The sequence below is a fragment of the Streptomyces sp. NPDC088254 genome (assembly GCF_044740925.1).
GTDB lineage: Bacteria > Actinomycetota > Actinomycetes > Streptomycetales > Streptomycetaceae > Streptomyces.
The window spans coordinates 121,306-143,502 of sequence record NZ_JBIURQ010000009.1 but is presented as its reverse complement, the minus strand read 5'-3'; the positions used below and the strand labels follow the sequence as shown (position 1 = coordinate 143,502).

Genomic DNA, 22,197 nt, shown 5'->3' with positions numbered 1-22,197 from the left:
GCACGCCGCTCAGGTCACGGCGCTGAGCGTGTCCGCGAGTCTGCGGCGGGAGGCGCGGGCGGCCGGAAGCGTCGCCAGGGCGGTCGCGCCCAGCACGGCCGCCGTGCCGAGCAGCAGCAGGAGCGGCAGGGGCGGGGACTGCGCGATCCCCGCCCCGATGCCGCTGGACCGGCCCTGGGCGTCGATCAGCCAGTGCGCGAGAGGCGTGCCCAGGGCCGTGCCCACCACGGCCGCCGTCAGCGTCGTGCAGGCGGTGGCCGTCACCGTGATCGCGGTGATCTGGCGGGGGGACAGACCGACGGCCTTGAGGGCGAGCAGATCGCGTTCGCTTTCACGGACCGTGCCCCCGATCACCGTCAGCAGCTCGATCAGCCCGATCAGGGCCAGGACGGCGATCACCGCCACCACCACCCCGCGCAGCGGGGAGAGCCCGTCGGCCGGGTTGACGGCGGTGTGGACGTCCAGACGGCCCTGGCCGGCCGCGGTGAGCCGGGCCGCGACCGCGGCCGGGTCGGCGCCGGGGGTCAGCCGGAGCTGGTAGAGGGTCGGGCCGCCCAGCTCGGGCGCGTTCTCGTGGAGGGTGTCGAGCGAGGTGGAGATGACCCGACCGGCGTTCTCCGGTTCGATGCTGCGCCCCACGATGTGCAGGATCTGCGGCTGGTCGCCCACCGTCATCCGCACCCAGTCGCCGACGCCCACGTCCAGCAGGTCGAGCAGACCCTGCCCGGCCACCGCCTCGTCCGGGCCGTGCGCCGGACGGCCCTCGGCCAGGGTGTACGGGTAGGGGTCCTGGCGGGTGCCGTAGCCGCGCAGGGCGATCGTGGCCGTCTGGCCGGGGACCAGGGCCGCCACCTCCACACCGGGGTAGGCGGCGGCGACCTGCGGATCGCGGGTGAGGAGCGCGCGCGTCGAGGCGTCGGCGAGCGCGGCGTCCGGGTGGACCGTGAGAGCGGTGGGCAGGCCGGTCCGCTCGGGTGCGCTGTGGAAGCGGTCGATCGTGGTCCAGGCGCTCAACGCGACCACGATCAGCAGCAGCGGCAGCGCGAGCCGGGCCACCGTCGCCAGGGACCTCAGCCGACGGGTGAGGAAGGCCTTGTGCCAGCCGAGGACCAGCGCGGGCGGCAGCCGCAGCCCGAGCGCCCGCAGCGCCGCCCCGGACAGCCGTCCGCCCGACGGCGAGACCGGACGCGGCACCGGCACCGGCGGCACACGCCCCGCCCGCCACGCGGCGAGACCGGTGATCGCGGCGATGAACAGCACCGCCCCGGCCGGCACCGCGAACAACGCCACCGTGTGCCCCGGCAGCCCCTGCCAGACGCCGACCGCGTCCCCGAGCCGGCCGGGGACGAGGCTGCCCAGCGCCTGGGTGAGAGCCGCCGCTGCCGTCGCGCCCAGCAGCGCGTAGGCGATGTGCTGGAGCAGGAAGATCCGTACGACCTGGCCGGGGGTGAAGCCGATCGCCTTCAGGATCGAGATGTCCCGCAGATGACCGCGGATCCGGGTGGCGATCGCACCGTGCACCGCGAACCCGGCGGCGACGAGGGCGCCCAGCCCGAACAGGCCCAGCACCTGCCCCAGCAGCCGGTTGTCGCCCTGGGCCTCGGCACGCGCCTGCTGCCAGGTGGAGACCTCGCTGACCGCGCCGGCGCCCAGCACCGTGACCGCGCGCTGGACGGCGTAGTCCGTGTCGTCGGGATCGGCCAGACGAAGCCCGACCACCTGGCCGGACGGATCCGGCACGGCGGACGGCAGCGCCCAGACCAGGCCGGGCCGGTCGCCCGGGCTGTAGCGGGGCTCGGCGCTGTCGGCGATGCCGAGCACGGTCAGTTCGTGCGCGGCGCCCGGCAGGGCGAGTGTGTCACCGGGCTCGGCGACCAGAGTGCGGGCGAGGCGGCTCTCCAGGACCACGCCGTCGGGCGTCGCCGGATCCAGCCAGCGGCCGGAGAGCAGCAGCGGGCGGCCCACGGCCGGCTGCTCGGACGTCCCGCGCAGCTCGACGGAGGCGCGGGCGCCGCGCGAGGTCACGGTCGTGGAGGCGGTCGGCCAGGGCCCGGCGACGGAGTCGACGCCGTCCAGCGAGCGCAGCCCGTCCGTCGCGGCGGCCGGGCCGGTGTGGATCCACACATGCGCGCCGCGCGCCTGGGTGAACACCCGCTGCCACGGGTTGGTGGCGTACCCGAACAGCGCCGCCGCCAGCAGCAGCGAGGCGACGACGCCCGCCGTGGCCAGCACCAGGAACAGCGCCTCGCCGCGGTGCGTGCGCAGATCGGAGTGCGCCCAGCGCAAGGTGGCCCGCACCGTCTCAGCCCTTCCGGGATTCGTCGTACGCCCGCACGTCAGTCCCTCAGCTCCAGCACACCCGAGATGCCGACGCCACGCGCGGGAGCGCCGTCGAGGGTCGCGTCGTCGGCGATCCGCCCGTCGAAGAAGCTGATCACCCGGTCCGCGGCACTCGCCAGCCGGGCGTCATGGGTGACGAGCACGATGCTCTGCCCGCGCCGGTGGAAGCGGGACAGCAGCCGCATCACCTCACGGGTGCCCTTGCTGTCGAGGCTGCCCGCGGGCTCGTCGGCCAGCAGCAGCGGCGGACGGTTGACGAGGGCGCGGGCCAGCGCAACCCGCTGCTGCTCGCCGCCGGACAGCTCGCCCGGCATGCTCCGCTCCTTGCCCTCGAGCCCCAGCTCGGCCAGCAACCCCTCCCGCTCGGCACGCGCCTGCCGGGGGGAGACGCCGGCGAGCAGCGCGGGCAGTTCCACGTTGTCGGCGACGGACAGGTTCGACACCAGATTGAAGAACTGGAAGACGATCCCGATGCGCTTCCTGCGCTCGACGGCCCAGCGCGCCTCGCTGTAGGCGTCCGTGCACTCGCCGTCCAGCCAGAGGCTGCCGGCGTCCGGCCGTTGCAGCCCGCCGAGCAGATGCAGCAGCGTCGACTTACCGGCGCCGGAGGGACCCGTGATCGCCACGAACTCGCCGCGCTCCACGCACAGGTCCACCCCGCGCACCGCACGGGCCGGGGCGCCCTCGCCGTGATGCGTCTTGACCAGGCCCTCGGCGCGCAGCACCGGAGCGGGGCGCTCGCTCACTCCAGCTCCTCCAGCTCGTTCAGCTCTTCCAGTTCTTCCTGACACCGCTCCAGCCAGTCCAGGTCGGCCTGCAGGTGCAGCATCGCGCCCTCGATCAGCAGATGGGCGATGCGGTTGTTCCGGTCCTCGGCGGCCGCCAGCTTCGACAGGGAGCGCATGGTGTTCAGGTATTGGCGCCGCTGCTGGTTGATGAGGGCGAGCTGGTCGGCGAGGCCGGTACGCGGAGCGAGGGCCAGCTTCATGAAGAACTCGTCCCGCACCCGCGGCTCGTCCTCGGGCTCCGAGAACCAGGTGCGCAGCGCCGCCCGCCCGTCGTCGGTGAGGTGGTAGACCTTCTTGTTGGGCCGGCTGGACTGCTCGACGGCCTCGCCCTCGATCAGCCCCTGCTTCTCCAGGCGGCCGAGGGTCACATAGACCTGGCCGACGTTCGGCTGAGGGTACGCGGAGCCCAGCAGTTGCTCAAGGTCCTGCTTCAGCTCGTATCCGTGGGCCGGTCCGCGCGCGAGAAGTGCCAGGAGGGGCAGGCGCACTCGTGCTGTCCTCCTGTCCTCGCCCTGGGGTTTATCGTGCTCCAGGCCCATAGGGCCTGGCGTCAAAATCCCGTCTGCACGGCGGCGCCTGGTACGCGCGCTCGCCGCGTTGCCGAACCGCCCACGTGGCTCCGCCACGAGGACGCTCCGGCGCCTTGCGATCACACGCACCAGGCGCCGCCGTGCCCGCCCTCCGGGCGGACGACGGGATTTTGACGCCAGGCCCTAGTATCGCCCATACCTAACAGGTATACATGGCCTCTGACTCCGGGTGAAGGCGCCCGGGGCCGGGTGCGCTGGGAGGAACCTATGCGGTGGATACGTGCCGCCGGTAGGGGACTCCTTGTTCTGATCGTGGTCATGACCGGGTACGTCGCCTCGGGCGCCCGCGCCGACGAGGGGGGCGGCGAGGGCCGCGGGCCGCTCACGCTCGCCACCGCCGGAGACCTCACCGGCTACCTGGGCACCCTGCTCCAGGGCTGGAACCGCACCCACCCCGGCGAACGGGTCACTCTCGTCGAGCTTCCGGACTCCGCCGACGAGACCCACGCGCAGATGGCCACCGACCTGCGCGACGGTGACCGCAGCCGCTTCGACGTCCTCAACATCGACGTCAGCTGGACCTCCGAGTTCGCCGCCGCGGGCTGGATACGCCCGCTGCCCGCCGACCGCTTCCCCCTGCGGGACTTCCTGGCGCCGGTCGTGGACACGGCGACCTACGACGGGCGGCTGTACGCCGTCCCGTACGTCACCAACGCCGGCCTCCTCCTCTACCGCGCCGACGTGCTCGCGAAGGAGGGGGTCCCGCCGCCGCGCTCCTGGGCCGAACTGGAACGGTACGCCCGGACCATCGCCCCGAAGCACGGGCTCGACGGCTACGCCGGACAGTTCCTGCCCTACGAGGGGCTCACCGTGAACGCCGCCGAGGCCGTCTACTCGGCGGGCGGCAGCGTCCTCGGCGACGAGGGGGCGCGGGTCACCGTGGACTCGGCCGCCGCCCGCGAGGGCATCGGCTTCCTCGCCCGGGGCGTGCGCGAGGGCTGGATACCGAAACGGGCCCTCACCTACAAGGAGGAGGAGTCCAGGCAGGCCTTCCAGGACGGCCGGCTGCTCTTCCTGCGCAACTGGCCCTACGCCTACGTCGCCGCCTCGGCCCCCTCCTCGAAGGTCGCCGGAAAGGTCGGCGCCGTGCCGCTGCCAGGACCGGACGGTCCCGGCACCAGCGTCCTGGGCGGCTCCAACCTCGCGGTGAACACGCACGCACGGCACCCCGACTCCGCCGCGCGGCTGATCGCCTATCTCACCAGCGAGCCCGTCCAGCGCCAGGTCCTCACCCGCGGCGCCCTGCCGCCGGTGCGCGCCGCGCTCTACGAGGACCCCGGACTGATCCGGGCGTTCCCCTATCTGCCGACCCTGCGCGAGAGCGTGCTCGCGGCCGCGCCGCGCCCCAAGAGCGCGCGCTACGACCAGGTCAGCCTGGTCGTGCAGTCGGTCGTGCACGACGCCATGGCCGGGCACGAGACGCCCGAGGCGGCGGTGCGCCGGCTGGCGCGGGAACTCGCCGCGATCTCCCGCTGACGAGAGCCGGCCGCGCGCTTCACTTCCTTCAGGCCTCGCCTCCCTAGTTACTTGTTAGGTAACGCGTAGGTCTCATCTCGCCCCGATGCGAGTTCTTTTCGTTGACATCTTCCTGACACGCTTACCTAACATGCATACATGTTGAGTAAGTACTGCTGGTGGCGGGACGCGGTGATCTACCAGGTCTACGTCCGCAGCTTTCTGGACAGCACCGGCGACGGCGTCGGCGACCTCGCCGGGGTCAGGGCCGGACTGCCCTATCTGAAGAAGCTCGGCGTGGACGGCATCTGGCTGAGCCCGTTCTACCCGTCCCCGCAGCACGACCACGGCTACGACGTCGCCGACTACTGCGACGTCGACCCGCTCTTCGGCGACCTCGCCGAGTTCGACCTGCTGGTGGCGGCCGCCCGCCGGCTCGGCGTCAAGGTGCTCCTGGACATCGTCCCCAACCACTGCTCCAGCGAGCACCCCTGGTTCCGTGAGGCGCTCGCCTCCGCGCCCGGCAGCGCGGCCCGCGCCCGCTTCCACTTCGCCGACGGCCGCGGCCCCGACGGCGCCGAACCGCCCAACAACTGGCACGCCATGTTCGGCGGCCCCGCCTGGACCCGGATCACCGAGCCCGACGGCCGGCCCGGCCAGTGGTACCTGCACATGTTCACCCCCGAGCAGCCGGACTGGAACTGGCGCACCCCCGAGGTCGCCGCCGAGTTCGACCGGGTCCTGCGCTTCTGGCTGGACCGGGGCGCCGACGGCTTCCGGATCGACGTCGCCGCCGGCCTCTACAAGCACCCCTCGCTGCCCGACTCCGACGACCCCGAGGCCGACGCCCGCACCCGTGACTCGGTCAACCCGCTCGCCTGGAACCAGCCCGAGGTGCACGACGTGTGGCGGCACTGGCGGGCGGTCTGCGAGGAGTACACGGCACGCGACGGCCGCGAACGGCTCCTGGTCGGCGAGGTCTCCGTCCCCACCGCCCGCGAACACGCGAAGTACGTCCGCCCGGACGAACTCCACCAGGCCTTCTTCTTCGACCTGCTGAGCGCCCCCTGGAACGCCGACGCCTTCCGCAAGGTCATCTCCGAGGCCATGGCGGACATCGCCGGCACCGGCTCCACGGTCACCTGGGTCCTCAACAACCACGACCAGGTCCGCACCGTCACCCGCTACGGCGAACCGGCCCCCGCCGGCAGCGGACTGGGCACCGCCCGCGCCCGCGCCGCGGCCCTGCTGATGCTCGCGCTGCCCGGCGCCGCCTACATCTACCAGGGTGAGGAACTCGGCCTGCCCGAGGTCGTCGACCTGCCCGACGACGTGCTCACCGACCCCATCTTCCGGCGCACCGGAAGCCGCGCCCGCATCCGCGACGGCTGCCGCGTCCCGCTCCCGTGGTCGGGACAAGCCTCGCCGTTCGGCTTCACCTCCGGCGCGGAGGGGGCCAAGCCCTGGCTGCCGCAGCCCGACTACTTCGCCGAGCACGCCACCGACCGGGCCCTCGCCGACACCCGCTCCTTCTGGCACCTGTACCGCGACGGACTCCAACTGCGCTCCGCCCTGCCTCAGTTGGGCGAGGGCGCCATGCGCTGGCTGGACGCCCCGCCCGGCGTCCTCGCCTTCGAGCGCGGCGACGGCCTCATCTGCGCCGTCAACTTCGGTACGGCACCCACCCCCGCGCCGGTCACCGGCGTCCCGCTGCTGTCCAGCGACCCCTGCCCGGCCGGCGTCCTGCCCGGCTCGACCTCGGCCTGGTGGCTCAGCGACCTCTGAACCCGTCAACTCCCCACCTCTCGAAGGGACATCAACGATGATGCGACGACGTACGACCCTGCTCTCCGGCTGCACCGCCCTCGCCCTCGCGCTCGGCGCCACCGCCTGCGGCGGCTCGGGACCGGTCGCGGCGGGCGGCGGCGACAAGGCGCTGAACGGCCAGACCGTCACCGTGGCCGGCGTCTGGTCCGGCAGCGAGCAGAAGAACTTCCAGAAGGTCCTGGACGCCTTCACCGAGAAGACCGGCGCGAAGACCCAGTTCACGTCCACCGGGGACAACGTCTCCACCGTCGTCGGCAGCAAGATCGAGGGCGGCAACGCCCCCGACGTCGTGATGGTCCCGCAGGTGGGGGTGCTCCAGCAGTTCGCTGCCAAGGGCTGGCTCACGCCGCTCTCCGACACCACCCGCAAGTCCGTCGAGGCCAACTACGCCCCGGTGTGGAAGACCTACGGCAGCGTCGGCGGCTCCCTCTACGGCCTGTACTTCAAGGCCGCCCACAAGTCGACCGTCTGGTACAGCCCCGACGCCCTCACCCAGGCCGGCGTCAAGCCCCCGGCCACCTACGCCGACCTGCTGAAGGCCGGACGCACCGTCTCCGACTCCGGGCTCGCCGCGTTCTCCGTCGCCGGCCAGGACGGCTGGACCCTCACCGACTGGTTCGAGAACGTCTACCTCTCCCAGGCCGGACCCGAGAAGTACGACGCCCTCGCCGCCCACAAGCTGAAGTGGACCGACGCCTCCGTCGTCAAGGCGCTCACCACGCTCGGCGAACTCTTCAAGGACAAGCAGCTCATCGCCGGCGGCCAGAAGGGCGCGCTGAACACCGACTTCCCCGGCTCGGTGGAGAAGGTGTTCGGGCCGAAGCCCGAGGCGGGCATGGTCTACGAGGGCGACTTCGTCGCCGGTGTCGCCAAGGACCAGTTCGGCCGGAAGATCGGCCAGGACGCGAACTTCTTCCCCTTCCCGGCGGTCGACGGCGGCGACGCCCCCGTGGTCAGCGGCGGCGACGCGGCCGTCGTCCTCAAGGACGGCAAGAACGCCAAGGCGGGCATGGCCCTCCTGGAGTACCTCGCGACCCCCGAGGCCGCCGCCGTCTGGGCCGAGGCGGGCGGCTTCCTGTCCCCGAACAAGAAGCTCGACCTCGCCTCCTACGGCGACGACGTCACCCGCGCCACCGCCAAGTCCCTCGTCGACGCCGGTGACTCGGTCCGCTTCGACATGTCCGACCAGGCGCCCGCCGCGTTCGGCGGCACCAAGGGTGCGGGGGAGTGGAAGCTGCTCCAGGACTTCCTGCGCGACCCGTCCGACCCCAAGGCGACCGCGGCCCAGCTGGAAGCCGCCGCGGCCAAGGCCTACAAGGGCTGACCGGACATGACCGCCACCCTCGCGAAAGAGGCGGCCACACCGCCCGCCGCCCCGGCCGGCCGCGCCCGGCGCCCGGGGCGGCGGGGGCGGGCCGTCGCCCTTCTCTTCGCCCTGCCCGCACTGCTCCTGCTCGGCGCCCTCGTCGTCTACCCGGTGCTCTTCTCCGTCGGCCGCAGCCTGTTCGACGCCTCCGGCACCCGCTTCGTCGGCGGCGACAACTACGCCGAGATGTTCCGCGACCCCGCCACCCTCAAGGCCGTACGCAACACGGCGATCTGGGTGGTCGTGGCCCCGGCGCTGCTGACCGGGCTGGGCCTGATCCTCGCCGTGCTGGTGGAGAAGATCCGCTGGGCGACGGCCTTCAAGCTGCTGCTGTTCATGCCGATGGCGGTGTCCTTCCTCGCCGCCGGCATCATCTTCCGCCTCGCCTACGACGAGGACCCGGACAAGGGCGTGCTCAACGCCGCCGCCGTCTCCCTCCACAACGCCTTCCAGGACACCTCGGCCTACTCGACGGCCCGCGCCCGCGACGGGCAGGGGCTCACCGCCGAACCGGACGGCTCCTACCGCACCGGCGCGGCCGTGTCCCCGGGCGACACGGTGCACCTCCCCCTCGTCGGCGTGGCGCCCAAGGACCTCCCCGCCGGCGCCGGGCCCGCGTACACCGCCGCCTCCCGCCCGGCCGCCCGGGACGGACTGAGCGGGGTGGTCTACCTCGACTTCACGCCCGGAGGGGGCGGGACGCCGGGCAAGGTCGACCGCAGCGAGAGCGGGCTGCCCGGGATCCGCGTCGAGGCGGTACGCGACGGCAGGACCGCCGCGACCGCCACCACCGCCCCGGACGGCTCCTTCGACTTCCCCCGGCTGGACGCCGGCTCCTACACACTGCGGCTGTCCGCCTCGAACTTCGCGCAGCCCTACGACGGCGTCTCCTGGCTCGGTCCCGCCCTGGTCACACCGGCGATCATCGGGGCGTACCTGTGGATCTGGACCGGCTTCGCGATGGTGCTGATCGGCGCGGGGCTCTCCACCCTGCCCCGGGACGCGCTGGAGGCCGCGCGGATGGACGGGGCGAACGAGTGGCAGATCTTCCGGCGGATCACCGTCCCGCTGCTCGCGCCCGTCCTCACCGTGGTCTTCGTGACCCTCGTCATCAACGTGATGAAGGTCTTCGACCTCGTCTACATCATCGCGCCCGGACCGGTGCAGGAGGACGCGACCGTGCTCGCCACCCAGATGTGGCTGGTGTCCTTCGGCGGCGGCAACGACCAGGGCCTCGGCAGCGCGCTCGGCGTACTGCTCCTGCTGCTGGTCGTCCCGGCGATGGTCTTCAACGTCCGCCGATTCAAGAGGAGTCAGCGATGAACGCCCTCAGGCGTCACCTCGGCAGCGGGATCGTGCAGGCCTTCCTGGTGCTGGTCGGGCTGGTGTGGATGACGCCCCTGGCAGGACTGTTCCTGTCCTCGCTCAGGTCGGCGGAGGACACCGCCGAGGGCGGCTGGTGGACGGTGTTCGCCAGTCCCGGGCAACTGTCCTTCGACAACTACGCGTCGCTGCTGGGGAACGCCGGCATCACCCAGGCGTTCTGGAACACCGTGCTGATCTCGGTGCCCACGACCGTGCTCGTCGTCGTGCTGGCGGCGCTCGCCGGATACGCCTTCGCCTGGCTGGACTTCCCCGGCCGGGACGCCGTCTTCCTCGTCGTGGTCGCGCTGTTGGTGGTGCCGGTGCAGATCGGCCTGCTGCCGGTCGCCAAACTCTTCGGCCAGCTGGGCCTGTTCGGGACCATCCCCGGAGTGGTGCTGTTCCACGTGGCCTACGGGCTGCCGTTCGCGGTGTTCCTGCTGCGCAACTACTTCGTGGAGATCCCGAAGGAGATGCTGGAGGCGGCCCGCATGGACGGCGGCAGCGAGTGGCGCATCTTCACCCGGCTGGTCGTCCCCGTGGGGCGGCCCGCCCTCGCCAGCCTGGCCATCTTCCAGTTCCTGTGGGTGTGGAACGACATGCTGGTGGCGCTGCTTTTCGCCGACAGCTCCTCACAGCCGCTGACGGTCGCCCTCCAGTCCCAGATACGGCAGTTCGGCAGCAACATCGACGTGCTCGCGCCGGGCGCGTTCCTGTCGCTGGTGGTGCCGGTGGCGGTGTTCTTCGCCTTCCAGAAGCACTTCGTGCAGGGGGTGATGGCGGGCTCGGTGAAGTGAGCCCGCCGCGCATGCGAAGACGGGTGAGGGCGGCGGACCGTGTCGGTCCGCCGCCCTCACCCGTCGACCCGTGCTCAGGCCCCGGGCCTCACGGCGAGGCCGGCGGGTACAGCGCCCTGGGCAGCTCGGAGGCGGCCGCCGAGTCCAGCAGCCACAGCGTGCGCGCGCGGCCGCGCGCGCCGGCCGCCGGGGCCTGGATCTCGCCCGCGCCCGACAGGGCGATCGCCGCCGCCCGCGCCTTGTCCTCGCCGGCCGCCAGCAGCCACACCTCACGGGCCGCGCGGATCGCCGGGAGAGTCAGCGTGATACGGGTCGGCGGCGGCTTGGGCGCGCCGTGCACGCCGACCACCGTGCGCTCGGTCTCCCGTACGGCCGGCAGCTCCGGGAAGAGAGAGGCCACATGGGTGTCCGGGCCGACGCCCAGCATCAGGACGTCGAAGGTGGGCACGGCGCCGTGGTTCTCAGGTCCGGCCGCGCGGGCCAGTTCCTCGGCGTAGGCCTCGGCGGCGGCCTCCACGTCGGCGCCGTGGGGACCGTCCGACGCGGGCATGGCGTGCACGCGCTTCGGGTCCACGGGCACGGAGTCCAGCAGGGCCTCGCGGGCCTGCGTGACGTTGCGCTCCGGGTCGCCCTCGGGCAGGAAGCGCTCGTCGCCCCACCACAGGTCGATCCGGGACCAGTCGATGGCGTCCCGGGCGGGCGCGGTCGCCAGTGCGGCCAGCAGGCCGTTGCCGTTGCGCCCGCCGGTGAGGACCACGGAGGCGTGGCCGCGGGAGGCCTGCGCGTCCACGATCTTCGTGATCAGGCGGGCGGCGGCGGCCTGCGCCATCAGTTCCTTGTCGCGGTGCACGACGAGCTGAGGGGCGCTCACTTCGCCGCCGCCTTCTTCGCCGGGGCCTTGCGGGCGGTCTTCTTGGCCGCCTGCTGGGCGGGCGCCTTCGCGGCCTCCTCCACGGGAGTGTCGACGGCGGCCGGCTCACCTTCGGCGCAACCATCGGCAGCCGGCTCACCAGAAGCCGGACGCGGTTCCTCTGAAGCCGCATCACCCGAAGCAGGCTCACCCGAGCCCGAGCCCGAGCTAGAGCCCGAGCCCGAGCTGGAGCCCGAGCCGGCCTCCGCCCGCTCCGCCCGGGCCGCCGGCGTGGTCTGTCCCGCCGCCAGCCGCTCCACACCGAACCGCAGCGCCGAGGCGTACGTGTCGTCCGGGTCCAGCCGCCGCAGCTCCTCCGCGATCAGCTCGGCGGTGTCCCGGCGCTTGAGCGCCACCGCGCGGTCGGGCTGGCCCTCTATGGAGAGCGTCGCCAGCGAGCCGTCGGCCCGGTCCAGCGCGATCGGGCCGCAGTCGGTGGACATGCGCACCGCCGTGAGTCCCGGCCCGGCGGACAGCGAGCGCTTTACGGGGACGCCAAGACGGTCGCCCAGCCACATCGCCAGCAGCTCGCAGCTCGGGTTGAACTCCTCGCCCTCCACCTCGACCGACTCCACCTTGCAGGTGACCTGGTCCAGGGCCGCCGCCAGCATCGAACGCCAGGGCGTGATCCGGGTCCACGACAGGTCGGTGTCGCCGGGGGTGTAGGCCTCGGAGCGGGCCGCCAGGTCCCGTACGGGCTGCTCGGCGGCGTAGGTGTCGGTGACCCGGCGCTGGGCCAGCGCGCCCAGCGGGTCCTGGGCCGGGTCGAGCGGCGCGTTGACCGGCCACCACACGACGACGGGCGCGTCCGGGAGCAGCAGGGGCAGCACCACCGACTGAGCGTGGTCGGCCACCTCCCCGTACAGCCGCAGCACGACCGTCTCACCGGTGCCCGCTTCCGCGCCCACCCGCACCTCCGCGTCCAGCCGGGACCGGGTGCGGTCGCGGGGGGAGCGGGAGACCCGCCTGATCACCACGAGCGTGCGCGAGGGGTGCTCGTGCGAGGCGTCGCCGGCCGCCTTGAGCGCGTCGTACGCGTTCTCCTCGTCGGTGACGATGACCAGCGTGAGCACCATGCCCACGGCCGGTGTGCCGATCGCCCGGCGGCCCTGGACCAGCGCCTTGTTGATCTTGCTGGCCGTGGTGTCCGTGAGGTCTGTCTTCATGGCCGGCGCCAGCTCCGTCCGTCTCGTTCGAGCATCTCGTCCGCCTCGACGGGTCCCCAGGTGCCTGCCTGGTACTGGGCGGGCTTGCCGTTCTTGTCCCAGTACTCCTCGATCGGGTCGAGGATCTTCCAGGACAGCTCGACCTCCTCGGTGCGCGGGAAGAGGTTGGAGTCGCCGAGAAGGACGTCCAGGATGAGGCGCTCGTACGCCTCGGGGCTGGACTCCGTGAAGGACTCGCCGTAGGCGAAGTCCATGGACACGTCCCGGATCTCCATCGAGGTGCCCGGCACCTTGGAGCCGAAGCGGACCGTCACGCCCTCGTCGGGCTGGACGCGGATGACGATCGCGTTCTTGCCCAGCTCCTCCGTCGCCGTGTGGTCGAAGGGGGAGTGCGGGGCCCGCTGGAAGACCACCGCGATCTCGGTGACCCGGCGGCCGAGGCGCTTGCCGGTGCGCAGGTAGAAGGGGACGCCCGCCCAGCGGCGGTTGTCGACCTCGAGCTTGATGGCCGCATAGGTGTCGGTCTTCGACTTGGGGTCGATGCCGTCCTCTTCCAGATAGCCGACGGCCTTCTCGCCGCCCTGCCACCCTGCCGCGTACTGGCCGTGCACGGTGTCGCGCCCGAGGTCCTTCGGCAGCCGGACGGCGCCGAGCACCTTGGTCTTCTCCGCGGCGAGCGCGTCCGCGTCGAAGGAGGCCGGCTCCTCCATGGCCGTGAGGGCCATCAGCTGGAGCAGGTGGTTCTGGATGACGTCACGCGCCGCGCCGATGCCGTCGTAGTAGCCGGCCCGGCCGCCGATGCCGATGTCCTCGGCCATCGTGATCTGCACATGGTCCACGAAGGACCGGTTCCAGATCGGCTCGAACATCGTGTTGGCGAAGCGCAGCGCCAGGATGTTCTGGACGGTCTCCTTGCCCAGGTAGTGGTCGATGCGGAAGACCTGGTCCGGGGCGAAGACCTCGTGGACGATCTCGTTGAGCTCCTCGGCCGACTTCAGGTCGTGGCCGAACGGCTTCTCGATGACCGCGCGCCGCCAGTGGCCGCCCGTCTGGTCCGCCAGCCCGTGCTTCTTCAGCTGCTGGATGACCACCGGGAAGGCGCCCGGGGGCACCGACAGGTAGAAGGCGAAGTTGCCGCCGGTGCCCTGCGCCTTGTCCAGTTCCTCGATCGTCGCCCGAAGCCGCTCGAAGGCGTCGTCGTCGTCGAAGGTGCCCTGCACGAAGCGCATCCCCTGGATGAGCTGCTGCCAGACCTCCTCGCGGAAGGGGGTGCGGGCGTGTTCCTTGACCGCGTCGTGGACCTCCTGAGCGAAGTCCTCGTGGGCCCATTCACGGCGGGCGAACCCGACCAGCGAGAAACCCGGCGGCAGCAGACCCCGGTTCGCGAGGTCGTACACCGCGGGCATCAGCTTCTTGCGCGACAGATCGCCCGTGACGCCGAAGATGACCAGGCCCGACGGCCCCGCGATACGCGGGAGCCGTCGGTCTGCGGGGTCACGGAGCGGATTGGCTCCGGAACCGGGGATCGATGACAAGTCCTCAGTCCTCCGAAGGGGCGAGGCGCTGGAGCTCCGCCTCGGTCGACTTGAGCAGGTCGTTCCAGGACGCCTCGAACTTCTCGACGCCCTCTTCCTCCAGCAGCTGCACGACCTCGTCGTAGGAGATCCCGAGCTTCTCGACCGCGTCGAGGTCGGCGCGGGCCTGCTCGTAGGTGCCGGCGATGGTGTTGCCGGTGATCTCGCCGTGGTCCTCGACGGCGAACAGGGTCGCCTCCGGCATGGTGTTCACCGTGTTCGGCGCCACCAGCTCGTCCACGTACATCGTGTCCTTGTACGCCGGGTCCTTCACGCCGGTGGAGGCCCACAGCGGACGCTGCTTGTTGGCGCCCGCCTTCTCCAGCGCCAGCCAGCGCTCCGAGGAGAAGACCTCCTCGTACGCCTGGTAGGCGAGCCGGGCGTTGGCGACGCCGGCCTTGCCGCGGGCGGCCTTGGCCTCGTCGGTGCCGAGCGCGTCGAGCCGCTTGTCGATCTCGGTGTCCACACGGGACACGAAGAAGGACGCCACGGAGTGGATCTTCGACAGGTCCAGGCCGCGCTCCTTGGCCTTCTCCAGGCCGCTCAGGTAGGCGTCCATCACCTGGCGGTAGCGCTCCAGGGAGAAGATCAGCGTGACGTTGACGCTGATGCCGTGGCCGATGACCTCGCCGATCGCGGGCAGACCGCCCATGGTGGCCGGGATCTTGATCAGCGTGTTGGGCCGGTCGACCAGCCACGCCAGCTGCTTGGCCTCGGCGACCGTCGGCTTGGTGTGGTGGGCGAGCCGCGGGTCGACCTCGATGGAGACCCGGCCGTCCTGGCCGCCCGTGGCGTCGAAGACCGGGCGCAGGATGTCGGCGGCGTCACGGACGTCCGCCGTCGTGATCATGCGGATGGCCTCTTCGACCGTGACCTTGCGGGAGGCGAGGTCCGACAGCTGCTGGTCGTAGCCGTCGCCCTGCGAGATCGCCTTCTGGAAGATCGACGGGTTGGTGGTGACGCCCACGACGTGCTGCTGGTCGATCAGCTCGGCGAGGTTGCCGGACGTGATCCGCTTGCGCGACAGGTCGTCCAGCCAGATCGCGACGCCTTCCTCGGAGAGGCGCTTGAGTGCGTCTGTCATGGAATTACATCTCCTACGTGTCGTGTATGGGGCGTCAGCGCTGGGCCGCGGCCAGGGATTCCCTCGCCTGCGCGGCGACGTTCTCGGCAGTGAAGCCGTACTCGCGGAAGAGGACCTTGCCGTCGGCCGAAGCACCGAAGTGCTCCAGGGAAACGATGCGGCCGGCGTCCCCGACGTACTTGTGCCAGGTCAGTCCGATGCCCGCCTCGACCGAGACGCGGGCCCTCACCGACGGCGGCAGCACGCTGTCCCGGTACCCCTGGTCCTGCTCCTCGAACCACTCCACGGACGGCATCGACACCACGCGGGTGGGGACACCGTCGGCCTGAAGCTGCTCACGCGCCTCGACGGCCACGTGCACCTCGGAACCGGTGGCGATCAGGATGACCTGGGCGTCGCCGCCCTCGGCCTCCAGCAGGACGTAACCGCCGCGCGCCGCGCCCTCGTTGGGCTCGTACGTCGGCACGCCCTGACGGGTCAGCACCAGACCGTGCGGGGCGCCCTTGCCGAACTCCTTCGTCCAGCGCTTGAGGATCTCGCGCCAGGCGATCGCGGTCTCGTTGGCGTCCGCCGGGCGCACGATGTTGAGGCCCGGGATGGCGCGCAGCGAGGCGAGGTGCTCGACCGGCTGGTGGGTGGGGCCGTCCTCGCCGAGGCCGATGGAGTCGTGCGTCCACACGTACGTCACCGGCAGGTGCATCAGGGCCGACAGGCGCACGGCGTTGCGCATGTAGTCGGAGAACACCAGGAACGTGCCGCCGTAGACACGGGTGTTGCCGTGCAGGGCGATGCCGTTCATCTCCGCGGCCATGGAGTGCTCGCGGATGCCGAAGTGCACCGTGCGGCCGTACGGGTCGGCCTCGGGCAGCGGGTTGCCGGCGGGCAGGAACGACGACGTCTTGTCGATGGTGGTGTTGTTGGAGCCGGCCAGGTCGGCGGAGCCGCCCCACAGCTCGGGGATCACACCGCCGAGCGCCTGGAGCACCTTGCCGGACGCGGCGCGCGTGGCGACGGCCTTGCCGGGCTCGAACACCGGGAGCTTCTCCTCCCAGCCGGCCGGCAGCTCGCCCGCGGCGATCCGGTCGAACTCGGCTGCCCGCTCGGGGTTGTTGTCGCGCCACTGCTGGAACGACTTCTCCCACTCGGCCTTCGCCTCGGCGCCGCGCTTCAGCGCCTCGCGGGTGTGGCCGATGACCTCGTCGGAGACCTCGAAGGTCTGCTCCGGGTCGAAGCCGAGGACGCGCTTGGTGGCCGCGACCTCGTCGTCGCCGAGCGCCGAGCCGTGCGCGGCCTCGGTGTTCTGCGCGTTCGGGGCGGGCCAGGCGATGATCGAGCGCATCGCGATGAAGGACGGCCTGTCCGTCACCTTCTTCGCTTCCTCGATCGCGTCGTAGAGGGCGTGCGGGTCGAGGTCGCCGTCCGGCTTCGGGGCGACGCGCTGCACATGCCAGCCGTACGCCTCGTACCGCTTGGCGGTGTCCTCGGAGACGGCGGTCTCGGTGTCGCCCTCGATCGAGATGTGGTTGTCGTCCCACAGCAGCACCAGGTTGCCGAGCTTCTGGTGACCGGCCAGCGAGGACGCCTCGGCGGAGATGCCCTCCTGGAGGCAGCCGTCACCGGCGATGCAGTAGACGAAGTGGTCGAAGGGGGACTCGCCCTCGGCGGCCTCAGGGTCGAAGAGGCCGCGCTCGTAGCGGGCGGCCATCGCCATGCCGACGGCGTTGGCGACGCCCTGGCCCAGCGGACCGGTCGTCGTCTCCACGCCCACGGTGTGGCCGTACTCCGGGTGGCCGGGGGTCTTCGAGCCCCACGTCCTGAACGCCTTCAGGTCGTCCAGCTCCAGGCCGAAACCGGCCAGGTACAGCTGGGTGTAGAGGGTCAGGGACGAGTGGCCCGCGGACAGCACGAAGCGGTCGCGGCCGACCCAGTTCGGGTCGGCGGGGTCATGCCGCATCACCTTCTGAAAGAGGGTGTAGGCGGCGGGCGCCAGGCTCATCGCCGTACCGGGATGGCCGTTGCCGACCTTCTGTACGGCGTCTGCGGCAAGGATGCGGGCGGTGTCCACGGCCCGCTGGTCCCACTCGGTCCACTCGAGGTCTGTGGTGGTCGGCTTGGTGCTCACCCTGAGTCAGGGCTCCTCTCCACATGTCGAATACCGGCTGTTGCGGGCGCGCGCCCACCGGCTGCCGATGCGCTGTGCGCGCACCGGCCGTTGTCGAGCCTACCCCTGAGAGGAGGCGCCTTTTTCGCGTCATTCCAGACTGCCGGGCCGCGTCGGCATCCGCCTCCCGACCGGGCCGTTTCCCCTGTCGACACATGAATACGGAGCCGCTCATCCGACTGCTCAATCGAGCCACGCGGGCACTGATGAGCGACCCCCTCGAACACCCCCGGCGCCCCCTCGGGCCGGCCCCCGTCAACACGACCGACCCCCGCGAAGGACGAAGTATGGGCAACGTCTACAGTGGCGTGGTACGCGCGAGCCTTTAACGGGACTTCACACCGGCAGGCTCGCTGGGAGTCTCTGTCAGGGGTGTGCGTGACGGCCGTTGAATCCCGTCCAGTAGGGATGATCGGGACGAGCCAGAGCCCGAGCCACCGGCCGTTCGGGGCCCGTGTCAAGGCGTTCGTGGCGCTGACCAAGCCGCGGATCATCGAACTGCTGCTGATCACCACCGTGCCGGTGATGTTCCTGGCGCAGCAGGGTGTCCCGGACCTTGGGCTGGTCCTGCTCACCTCCGTCGGCGGCTACCTGTCCGCGGGCGGCGCCAACGCGCTGAACATGTACATCGACCGCGACATCGACGCGCTGATGGACCGCACCTCGCAGCGTCCGCTGGTCACCGGCATGGTCAGTCCCCGGGAGTGCCTCGCCTTCGGCGTCACGCTGGCCGTCGTCTCGACCCTGCTGTTCGGCCTCACCGTCAACTGGCTGTCCGCCTGGCTCGCCCTCGGGGCACTCCTCTTCTACGTCGTCGTCTACACGATGATCCTCAAGCGGCGCACGTCGCAGAACATCGTGTGGGGCGGCATCGCGGGCTGCATGCCGGTGCTGATCGGCTGGTCTGCCGTGACGAACTCGCTGTCCTGGGCGCCGGTGATCCTCTTCGCCGTCATCTTCTTCTGGACGCCGCCGCACTACTGGCCGCTGTCCATGAAGGTGAAGGACGACTACGCGCGCGTGGGCGTGCCGATGCTCCCGGTGATCGCCTCCAACAAGACCGTCGCCAAGCAGATCGTGATCTACAGCTGGGTGATGGTCGCCGTCTCGCTGCTGCTGACGCCGCTCGGCTACACCGGCTGGTTCTACACCGCGGTCGCCCTGGCCGCCGGCGGCTGGTGGCTGTGGGAGGCGCACGCCCTGCAGAACCGCGCGAAGGCCGAGGTGACGGGCGGGAAGCTGAAGGAGATGCGGCTGTTCCACTGGTCGATCACCTATGTCTCCCTGCTGTTCGTGGCGGTCGCGGTGGACCCCTTCCTGCGCTGAGCGCCCGTCCGGCGGATCATGACGGCCGGGGTGCGTGGTCAAGGCCACGCACCCCGGCCGTCGCCGTTCCGCCTACCCGTCGGTAGCATCCTGACCATGGCAGACAGCAAGCAGGTTGAGGCGAAGGCCGAGCGCACGGCGGCCCGGCTGGCCAAGCGGATCGGCGCCTTCTCCAAGGAGCACGGCGGGGCCGAGGGCCAGGTCGCGTACATCGGCGAGCGGGGCGCCCGGATCGTCCTCGTCGGCGAGGACGGCGGCTGGGGCGACCTGGTGGCCCCCTCGGTCGAGATCGCCCGGAAGGCCGTCGAGAAGTCGGGCATCACCGCCCACGAGTCCTTCGACGGCGAGTTCGCGGCCAAGGTCAGGACCGGGCCGTACGAGTGGACCCGGATGGCGGGGATCCAGGTGGGCGGCCCGTCCAACGGCTGACCCCCGGGGCGGGAGCGTTCGCCGCCCACTCCCGCGGCCGCCCGCGACCTGAACCGCGGTTCGCCCGTTAGCCGGGGGAACGACGTGGTCGACCCGCGGGAGAGCCCGATGATCGAAACGCCGTCCCTGGTGGACCAGTACTGCCACGGCGTGCTGAGAACGGAGCTGGGCCTCGGCACCTTCGAGGCCCGGCTGTCCCGCACCGCGGGCCCGCCCGCCGCCGGCACCACCCTCTTCGACACCCAGGCCGGCTTCGCCGTACGCCGCTGGTGCCCGCCGCTGCTCGGCCTGGAGCCGCACTGCCCGCCGGCCGGCTATCTCGCCCGCCGCCGTGAACTGGGCGTGCTGGAGGCGGGCCGCCGGCTGCTGCGGGGGAGCGGCGTCACCACCTACCTCGTCGACACCGGCCTGCCCGGCGATCTCACCGGGCCCGAGGAGATCGCCTCCGCGGGAGCGGCCGAGGCCCGCGAGATCGTGCGGCTGGAGCCGCTCGCCGAGCAGGTCGCCGACACCTCCGGGACCGTCGAGGCCTTCCTCGCCAACCTTGCCGAGGCGCTGCACGGAGCGGCTGGGCACGCCGTCGCCTTCACCTCGGTGGCCGGCCTCCGGCACGGCCTCGCGCTCGCGCCCGAGCCGCCCGGACCGGGACAGGTGCGGGGTGCGGCGGGCCGCTGGCTGGCCGTCCGCCGGGCCGGTGGGGAGATGGGCGACCCGGTGCTGCTGCGCCACCTGCTGTGGAGCGCGCTCGCCACCGGACTGCCGCTGCAACTGCACGCCGGTCCCGTGGAGCCCGGGCCGCGCGCCGGCCGCGCCGGCCACCCCGCCCTCCTGACGGAGTTCGCCCGCGCGACGGCGGGCCTCGGCGCCACTGTGGTCCTGCTGCCCGGCCACCCCCACCACCGGCACGCCGCCCGCCTCGCCGGCGTCTTCCCGCACGTCTACGCCGACTCCGGCACCGCGCTCGTCCACAGCGGCGGCCGCGCGGCGACGATCCTGGCGGAGACCCTGGAACTGGCCCCCTTCGGCAAGATCCTCTTCTCCAGCGGTGCCCAGGCGCTCCCCGAACTGCACGTGGTGGGCGCCCGGCTGTTCCGCGAGGCCCTGGGCCGGGTCCTGGGCGCCTGGGTCGCGGAGGGCGCCTGGTCCCTCACGGACGCGCAGCGGGTGGCGGCGATGATCGCGTCGGAGAACGCGCGGAGGGTGTACGGACTGGGCTGAACCGGTCAAGACTGGCCGTATGAACCGGACCGACGCGTTACTCGACCGCTTCCTGGCCGCCCTCTCCTCCCCGCCCCACTCGGGTCCCACGAGCCGGCGGCCCCTCGCCGTCTGGACGCACGGCTCGCTCGCGGGAGGCGACTACCAGGAGGGGCGCAGCGACCTGGACCTGATCGCCGTACTCCCGGAACCGATCACCGCGCGGACCGTCTGGGAGGTGGCCGTGGCCCACGCCCGGCTGCGCACCGAACCGCTCGCGGGCCTGCTGCACTGCACCTATCTGACGCCCGCCACGCTCTCGGGCTCGGACCGGCGGCACCTCACATGGGCCCACGGACGGCTGTTCAGGCGGACGGTCACCCCGGTCACCCGGCGAGAGCTGCACACCTTCGGCCGGGTGTTGCACGGGGGCGCCCCGGCCGAGCTGCTGCCGCCGGTGACGGACCTCGAACTGGAGGCGTTCGTCGTGCGCGACCAGCGGGACTTGTGGCGGCCGGCCGTGGACGAGGCGCGCCTGTGGACCCGGGACGTCTGGGTGGACCTGGGCCTGACGACCTTCGCCCGTGCCGCCGTCACTCTGCGGGAGGGACGGCTGATCTCCAAGTGGGAGGCGCTGGGGGAACTGCCCGGACTCGGGGCGCCCGCCGACGTCGTCGAGGACGTCCGGCGGCGACGGTACGGGATGCGGCCGCTGTTCGCCGGGGAGCAGTGGCTCGCCCGCAGGAGCGGGCTGACGCGTGACTACCTGGGGCCGGCGATCGACGGGCTGGTGGAGAAGTACTCCTGAGCCGGCGGCACGGCGTCGGCCTCGCCGGCGGCGGGCCGCTCGCGCAGGGACAGGACCACGCGCAGGACCCAGATCCACATCAGCGCGGAGCCCAGCATGTGCAGGCCGACCAGGATCTCCGGGAGATCCGTGAAGTACTGGACGTAGCCCACCACGCCCTGGCACAGCAGGACGACGAACAGCTCCCGCGTCCGGTGCAGCGGAGCCTTCGGCGCGTCGACCGCCTTCAGCACGAACCACAGCGCGAACGTCAGGGACACCACGATCCAGGCGAGGACGGCGTGGGCCTTGCTGACCGTCTCCCAGTCGAGCGGCATGCGCTCCACCTCGCTGGAGTCGCCGGCGTGCGGGCCCGCGCCGGTCACGACCGTGCCGACGAGGATCAGCAGGACCGACGCGCCGACCAGGCACCACACCAGCTGCCGCACCGCGCCGCCGACCAGCGGCTGGGGCGCCGCGTCCCCCTCCCGGGTGCGCTGCCACATCACCGTGGCGACGGCGATCAGCGCCGACGTGGCCACGAAGTGGGCGGCGACGGTGTACGGGTTGAGGCCGACGAGGACGACGATGCCGCCGAGCACGGCGTTGCTCATGACCACCCAGAACTGGGCCCAGCCCAGCCGGGTGAGGCCACGCCGGTACGGCTTCTGCGAGCGGGCGGCGATGATCGCCCAGCCGACCGCGGCGCACAGCACGTACGTCAGCATGCGGTTGCCGAACTCGATGACGCCGTGGAAGCCCATCTCGCTGGTCGCGGTGAGGGAGTCCTCGGTGCACTTGGGCCAGGTCGGGCAGCCGAGGCCGGACCCGGTGAGCCGTACCGCGCCGCCGGTGACCACGATGAGCACCGACATCACGAGTGCGGACAGGGCAGCCCGCTGGACCGTCCGGGGGGCGGGGGTCCAGCGGTCGGCGATGAAGGCGAGCGGGTTGCGCACGGCCGCCAGGGCGTCGGCGCGGGTCACGTTGGGCACGCCTTCCATCGTAGGGGGCCGCTTGTGCACGCTTTCACGAGGG

At 71.9% G+C, this 22,197-nt stretch carries 18 protein-coding genes; 9 read left to right on the top strand and 9 right to left on the bottom strand.

Annotated features, from left to right (window positions below):
- Positions 1 to 9: 9 nt before the first annotated feature.
- From ACIOC0_RS25715 to ACIOC0_RS25705, 3 genes are read right to left on the bottom strand one after another with little or no spacing between them, the layout of a single operon-like run.
- Complete coding sequence (locus tag ACIOC0_RS25715; RefSeq protein WP_402157868.1) at positions 10 to 2,298, bottom strand: ABC transporter permease; 2,289 nt, start codon at positions 2,296 to 2,298, stop codon at positions 10 to 12.
- A 38-nt stretch (positions 2,299 to 2,336) separates the two neighbouring features.
- On the bottom strand, positions 2,337 to 3,086 hold the full coding sequence (locus ACIOC0_RS25710) for an ABC transporter ATP-binding protein (RefSeq protein WP_402157866.1): 750 nt from the start codon (positions 3,084 to 3,086) through the stop codon (positions 2,337 to 2,339).
- The gene (locus tag ACIOC0_RS25705; protein ID WP_402157864.1) at positions 3,083 to 3,616 is read right to left on the bottom strand and encodes a PadR family transcriptional regulator; all 534 of its coding nucleotides are present in this window, start codon (positions 3,614 to 3,616) and stop codon (positions 3,083 to 3,085) included. Before ACIOC0_RS25705 ends, ACIOC0_RS25710 begins: the two co-directional genes overlap by 4 nt.
- A gap of 309 nt (positions 3,617 to 3,925) precedes the next feature.
- On the opposite strand from ACIOC0_RS25705, the gene ACIOC0_RS25700 reads away from it, so the two are divergent.
- The 5 genes from ACIOC0_RS25700 to ACIOC0_RS25680 all read left to right on the top strand — a co-directional run bounded on the left by ACIOC0_RS25700 (position 3,926) and on the right by ACIOC0_RS25680 (position 10,525).
- Complete coding sequence (locus ACIOC0_RS25700) at positions 3,926 to 5,194, top strand: ABC transporter substrate-binding protein (protein WP_402157861.1); 1,269 nt, start codon at positions 3,926 to 3,928, stop codon at positions 5,192 to 5,194.
- A gap of 138 nt (positions 5,195 to 5,332) precedes the next feature.
- Positions 5,333 to 6,958: an alpha-amylase family glycosyl hydrolase gene (locus tag ACIOC0_RS25695; RefSeq protein WP_402157860.1), complete on the top strand. Its 1,626-nt coding sequence runs from the start codon at positions 5,333 to 5,335 to the stop codon at positions 6,956 to 6,958.
- Positions 6,959 to 6,995: 37 nt separating this feature from the next.
- A complete protein-coding gene (locus tag ACIOC0_RS25690; protein WP_402157857.1) occupies positions 6,996 to 8,324 on the top strand; it encodes an ABC transporter substrate-binding protein in 1,329 nt (442 codons plus the stop codon).
- A gap of 6 nt (positions 8,325 to 8,330) precedes the next feature.
- Positions 8,331 to 9,689, top strand: a complete 1,359-nt coding sequence (locus tag ACIOC0_RS25685; protein ID WP_402157855.1) for a carbohydrate ABC transporter permease — start codon at positions 8,331 to 8,333, stop codon at positions 9,687 to 9,689.
- The gene (locus ACIOC0_RS25680; RefSeq protein WP_130437377.1) at positions 9,686 to 10,525 is read left to right on the top strand and encodes a carbohydrate ABC transporter permease; all 840 of its coding nucleotides are present in this window, start codon (positions 9,686 to 9,688) and stop codon (positions 10,523 to 10,525) included. The genes ACIOC0_RS25685 and ACIOC0_RS25680 overlap by 4 nt, the downstream gene beginning before the upstream one ends.
- 88 nt (positions 10,526 to 10,613) lie before the next feature.
- Here the strand turns inward: ACIOC0_RS25680 and pgl are convergent, their stop codons facing one another.
- From pgl to tkt, 5 genes are read right to left on the bottom strand one after another with little or no spacing between them, the layout of a single operon-like run.
- A complete protein-coding gene (gene pgl, locus ACIOC0_RS25675) occupies positions 10,614 to 11,396 on the bottom strand; it encodes a 6-phosphogluconolactonase (RefSeq protein ID WP_402157854.1) in 783 nt (260 codons plus the stop codon).
- Complete coding sequence (gene opcA / locus ACIOC0_RS25670; protein ID WP_402157852.1) at positions 11,393 to 12,601, bottom strand: glucose-6-phosphate dehydrogenase assembly protein OpcA; 1,209 nt, start codon at positions 12,599 to 12,601, stop codon at positions 11,393 to 11,395. The genes pgl and opcA overlap by 4 nt, the downstream gene beginning before the upstream one ends.
- On the bottom strand, positions 12,598 to 14,127 hold the full coding sequence (zwf, locus tag ACIOC0_RS25665) for a glucose-6-phosphate dehydrogenase (RefSeq protein WP_402158214.1): 1,530 nt from the start codon (positions 14,125 to 14,127) through the stop codon (positions 12,598 to 12,600). Before zwf ends, opcA begins: the two co-directional genes overlap by 4 nt.
- Positions 14,128 to 14,140: 13 nt before the next feature.
- Positions 14,141 to 15,259 carry a transaldolase gene (gene tal, locus ACIOC0_RS25660; protein ID WP_402157851.1) on the bottom strand — a complete coding sequence of 373 codons (1,119 nt, stop codon included), beginning with the start codon at positions 15,257 to 15,259 and terminating at the stop codon, positions 14,141 to 14,143.
- A gap of 34 nt (positions 15,260 to 15,293) precedes the next feature.
- Positions 15,294 to 17,381, bottom strand: a complete 2,088-nt coding sequence (tkt, locus tag ACIOC0_RS25655; RefSeq protein ID WP_402157848.1) for a transketolase — start codon at positions 17,379 to 17,381, stop codon at positions 15,294 to 15,296.
- 447 nt (positions 17,382 to 17,828) lie between these two features.
- Between tkt and ACIOC0_RS25650 the strand changes: the two genes are divergently transcribed.
- The 4 genes from ACIOC0_RS25650 to ACIOC0_RS25635 all read left to right on the top strand — a co-directional run bounded on the left by ACIOC0_RS25650 (position 17,829) and on the right by ACIOC0_RS25635 (position 21,180).
- Complete coding sequence (locus ACIOC0_RS25650; protein ID WP_351096948.1) at positions 17,829 to 18,746, top strand: heme o synthase; 918 nt, start codon at positions 17,829 to 17,831, stop codon at positions 18,744 to 18,746.
- A gap of 96 nt (positions 18,747 to 18,842) precedes the next feature.
- A complete protein-coding gene (locus ACIOC0_RS25645; protein ID WP_351096946.1) occupies positions 18,843 to 19,175 on the top strand; it encodes a hypothetical protein in 333 nt (110 codons plus the stop codon).
- 108 nt (positions 19,176 to 19,283) lie between these two features.
- Positions 19,284 to 20,393, top strand: a complete 1,110-nt coding sequence (locus ACIOC0_RS25640) for an amidohydrolase (protein WP_402157847.1) — start codon at positions 19,284 to 19,286, stop codon at positions 20,391 to 20,393.
- A gap of 19 nt (positions 20,394 to 20,412) precedes the next feature.
- On the top strand, positions 20,413 to 21,180 hold the full coding sequence (locus ACIOC0_RS25635) for a nucleotidyltransferase (protein ID WP_402157844.1): 768 nt from the start codon (positions 20,413 to 20,415) through the stop codon (positions 21,178 to 21,180).
- On the opposite strand, the gene ACIOC0_RS25630 is transcribed toward ACIOC0_RS25635, so the two are convergent.
- A complete protein-coding gene (locus ACIOC0_RS25630) occupies positions 21,135 to 22,163 on the bottom strand; it encodes a heme A synthase (protein ID WP_402157842.1) in 1,029 nt (342 codons plus the stop codon). The two genes, ACIOC0_RS25635 and ACIOC0_RS25630, sit on opposite strands and share 46 nt — an antisense overlap.
- Positions 22,164 to 22,197 lie beyond the last annotated feature (34 nt).

Excerpts from the sequence above, each read along its gene's own strand:
- ACIOC0_RS25690 (WP_402157857.1), top strand. The coding sequence starts at position 6,996 with ATGATGCGACGACGTACGACCCTGCTCTCCGGCTGCACCGCCCTCGCC.
- ACIOC0_RS25630 (WP_402157842.1), bottom strand. The coding sequence starts at position 22,163 with ATGGAAGGCGTGCCCAACGTGACCCGCGCCGACGCCCTGGCGGCCGTG.
- ACIOC0_RS25640 (WP_402157847.1), top strand. The coding sequence starts at position 19,284 with ATGATCGAAACGCCGTCCCTGGTGGACCAGTACTGCCACGGCGTGCTG.
- ACIOC0_RS25695 (WP_402157860.1), top strand. The coding sequence starts at position 5,333 with ATGTTGAGTAAGTACTGCTGGTGGCGGGACGCGGTGATCTACCAGGTC.
- ACIOC0_RS25650 (WP_351096948.1), top strand. The coding sequence starts at position 17,829 with ATGATCGGGACGAGCCAGAGCCCGAGCCACCGGCCGTTCGGGGCCCGT.
- ACIOC0_RS25700 (WP_402157861.1), top strand. The coding sequence starts at position 3,926 with ATGCGGTGGATACGTGCCGCCGGTAGGGGACTCCTTGTTCTGATCGTG.
- opcA (WP_402157852.1), bottom strand. The coding sequence starts at position 12,601 with ATGAAGACAGACCTCACGGACACCACGGCCAGCAAGATCAACAAGGCG.
- tal (WP_402157851.1), bottom strand. The coding sequence starts at position 15,259 with ATGACAGACGCACTCAAGCGCCTCTCCGAGGAAGGCGTCGCGATCTGG.
- ACIOC0_RS25635 (WP_402157844.1), top strand. The coding sequence starts at position 20,413 with ATGAACCGGACCGACGCGTTACTCGACCGCTTCCTGGCCGCCCTCTCC.
- ACIOC0_RS25645 (WP_351096946.1), top strand. The coding sequence starts at position 18,843 with ATGGCAGACAGCAAGCAGGTTGAGGCGAAGGCCGAGCGCACGGCGGCC.
- ACIOC0_RS25685 (WP_402157855.1), top strand. The coding sequence starts at position 8,331 with ATGACCGCCACCCTCGCGAAAGAGGCGGCCACACCGCCCGCCGCCCCG.
- ACIOC0_RS25680 (WP_130437377.1), top strand. The coding sequence starts at position 9,686 with ATGAACGCCCTCAGGCGTCACCTCGGCAGCGGGATCGTGCAGGCCTTC.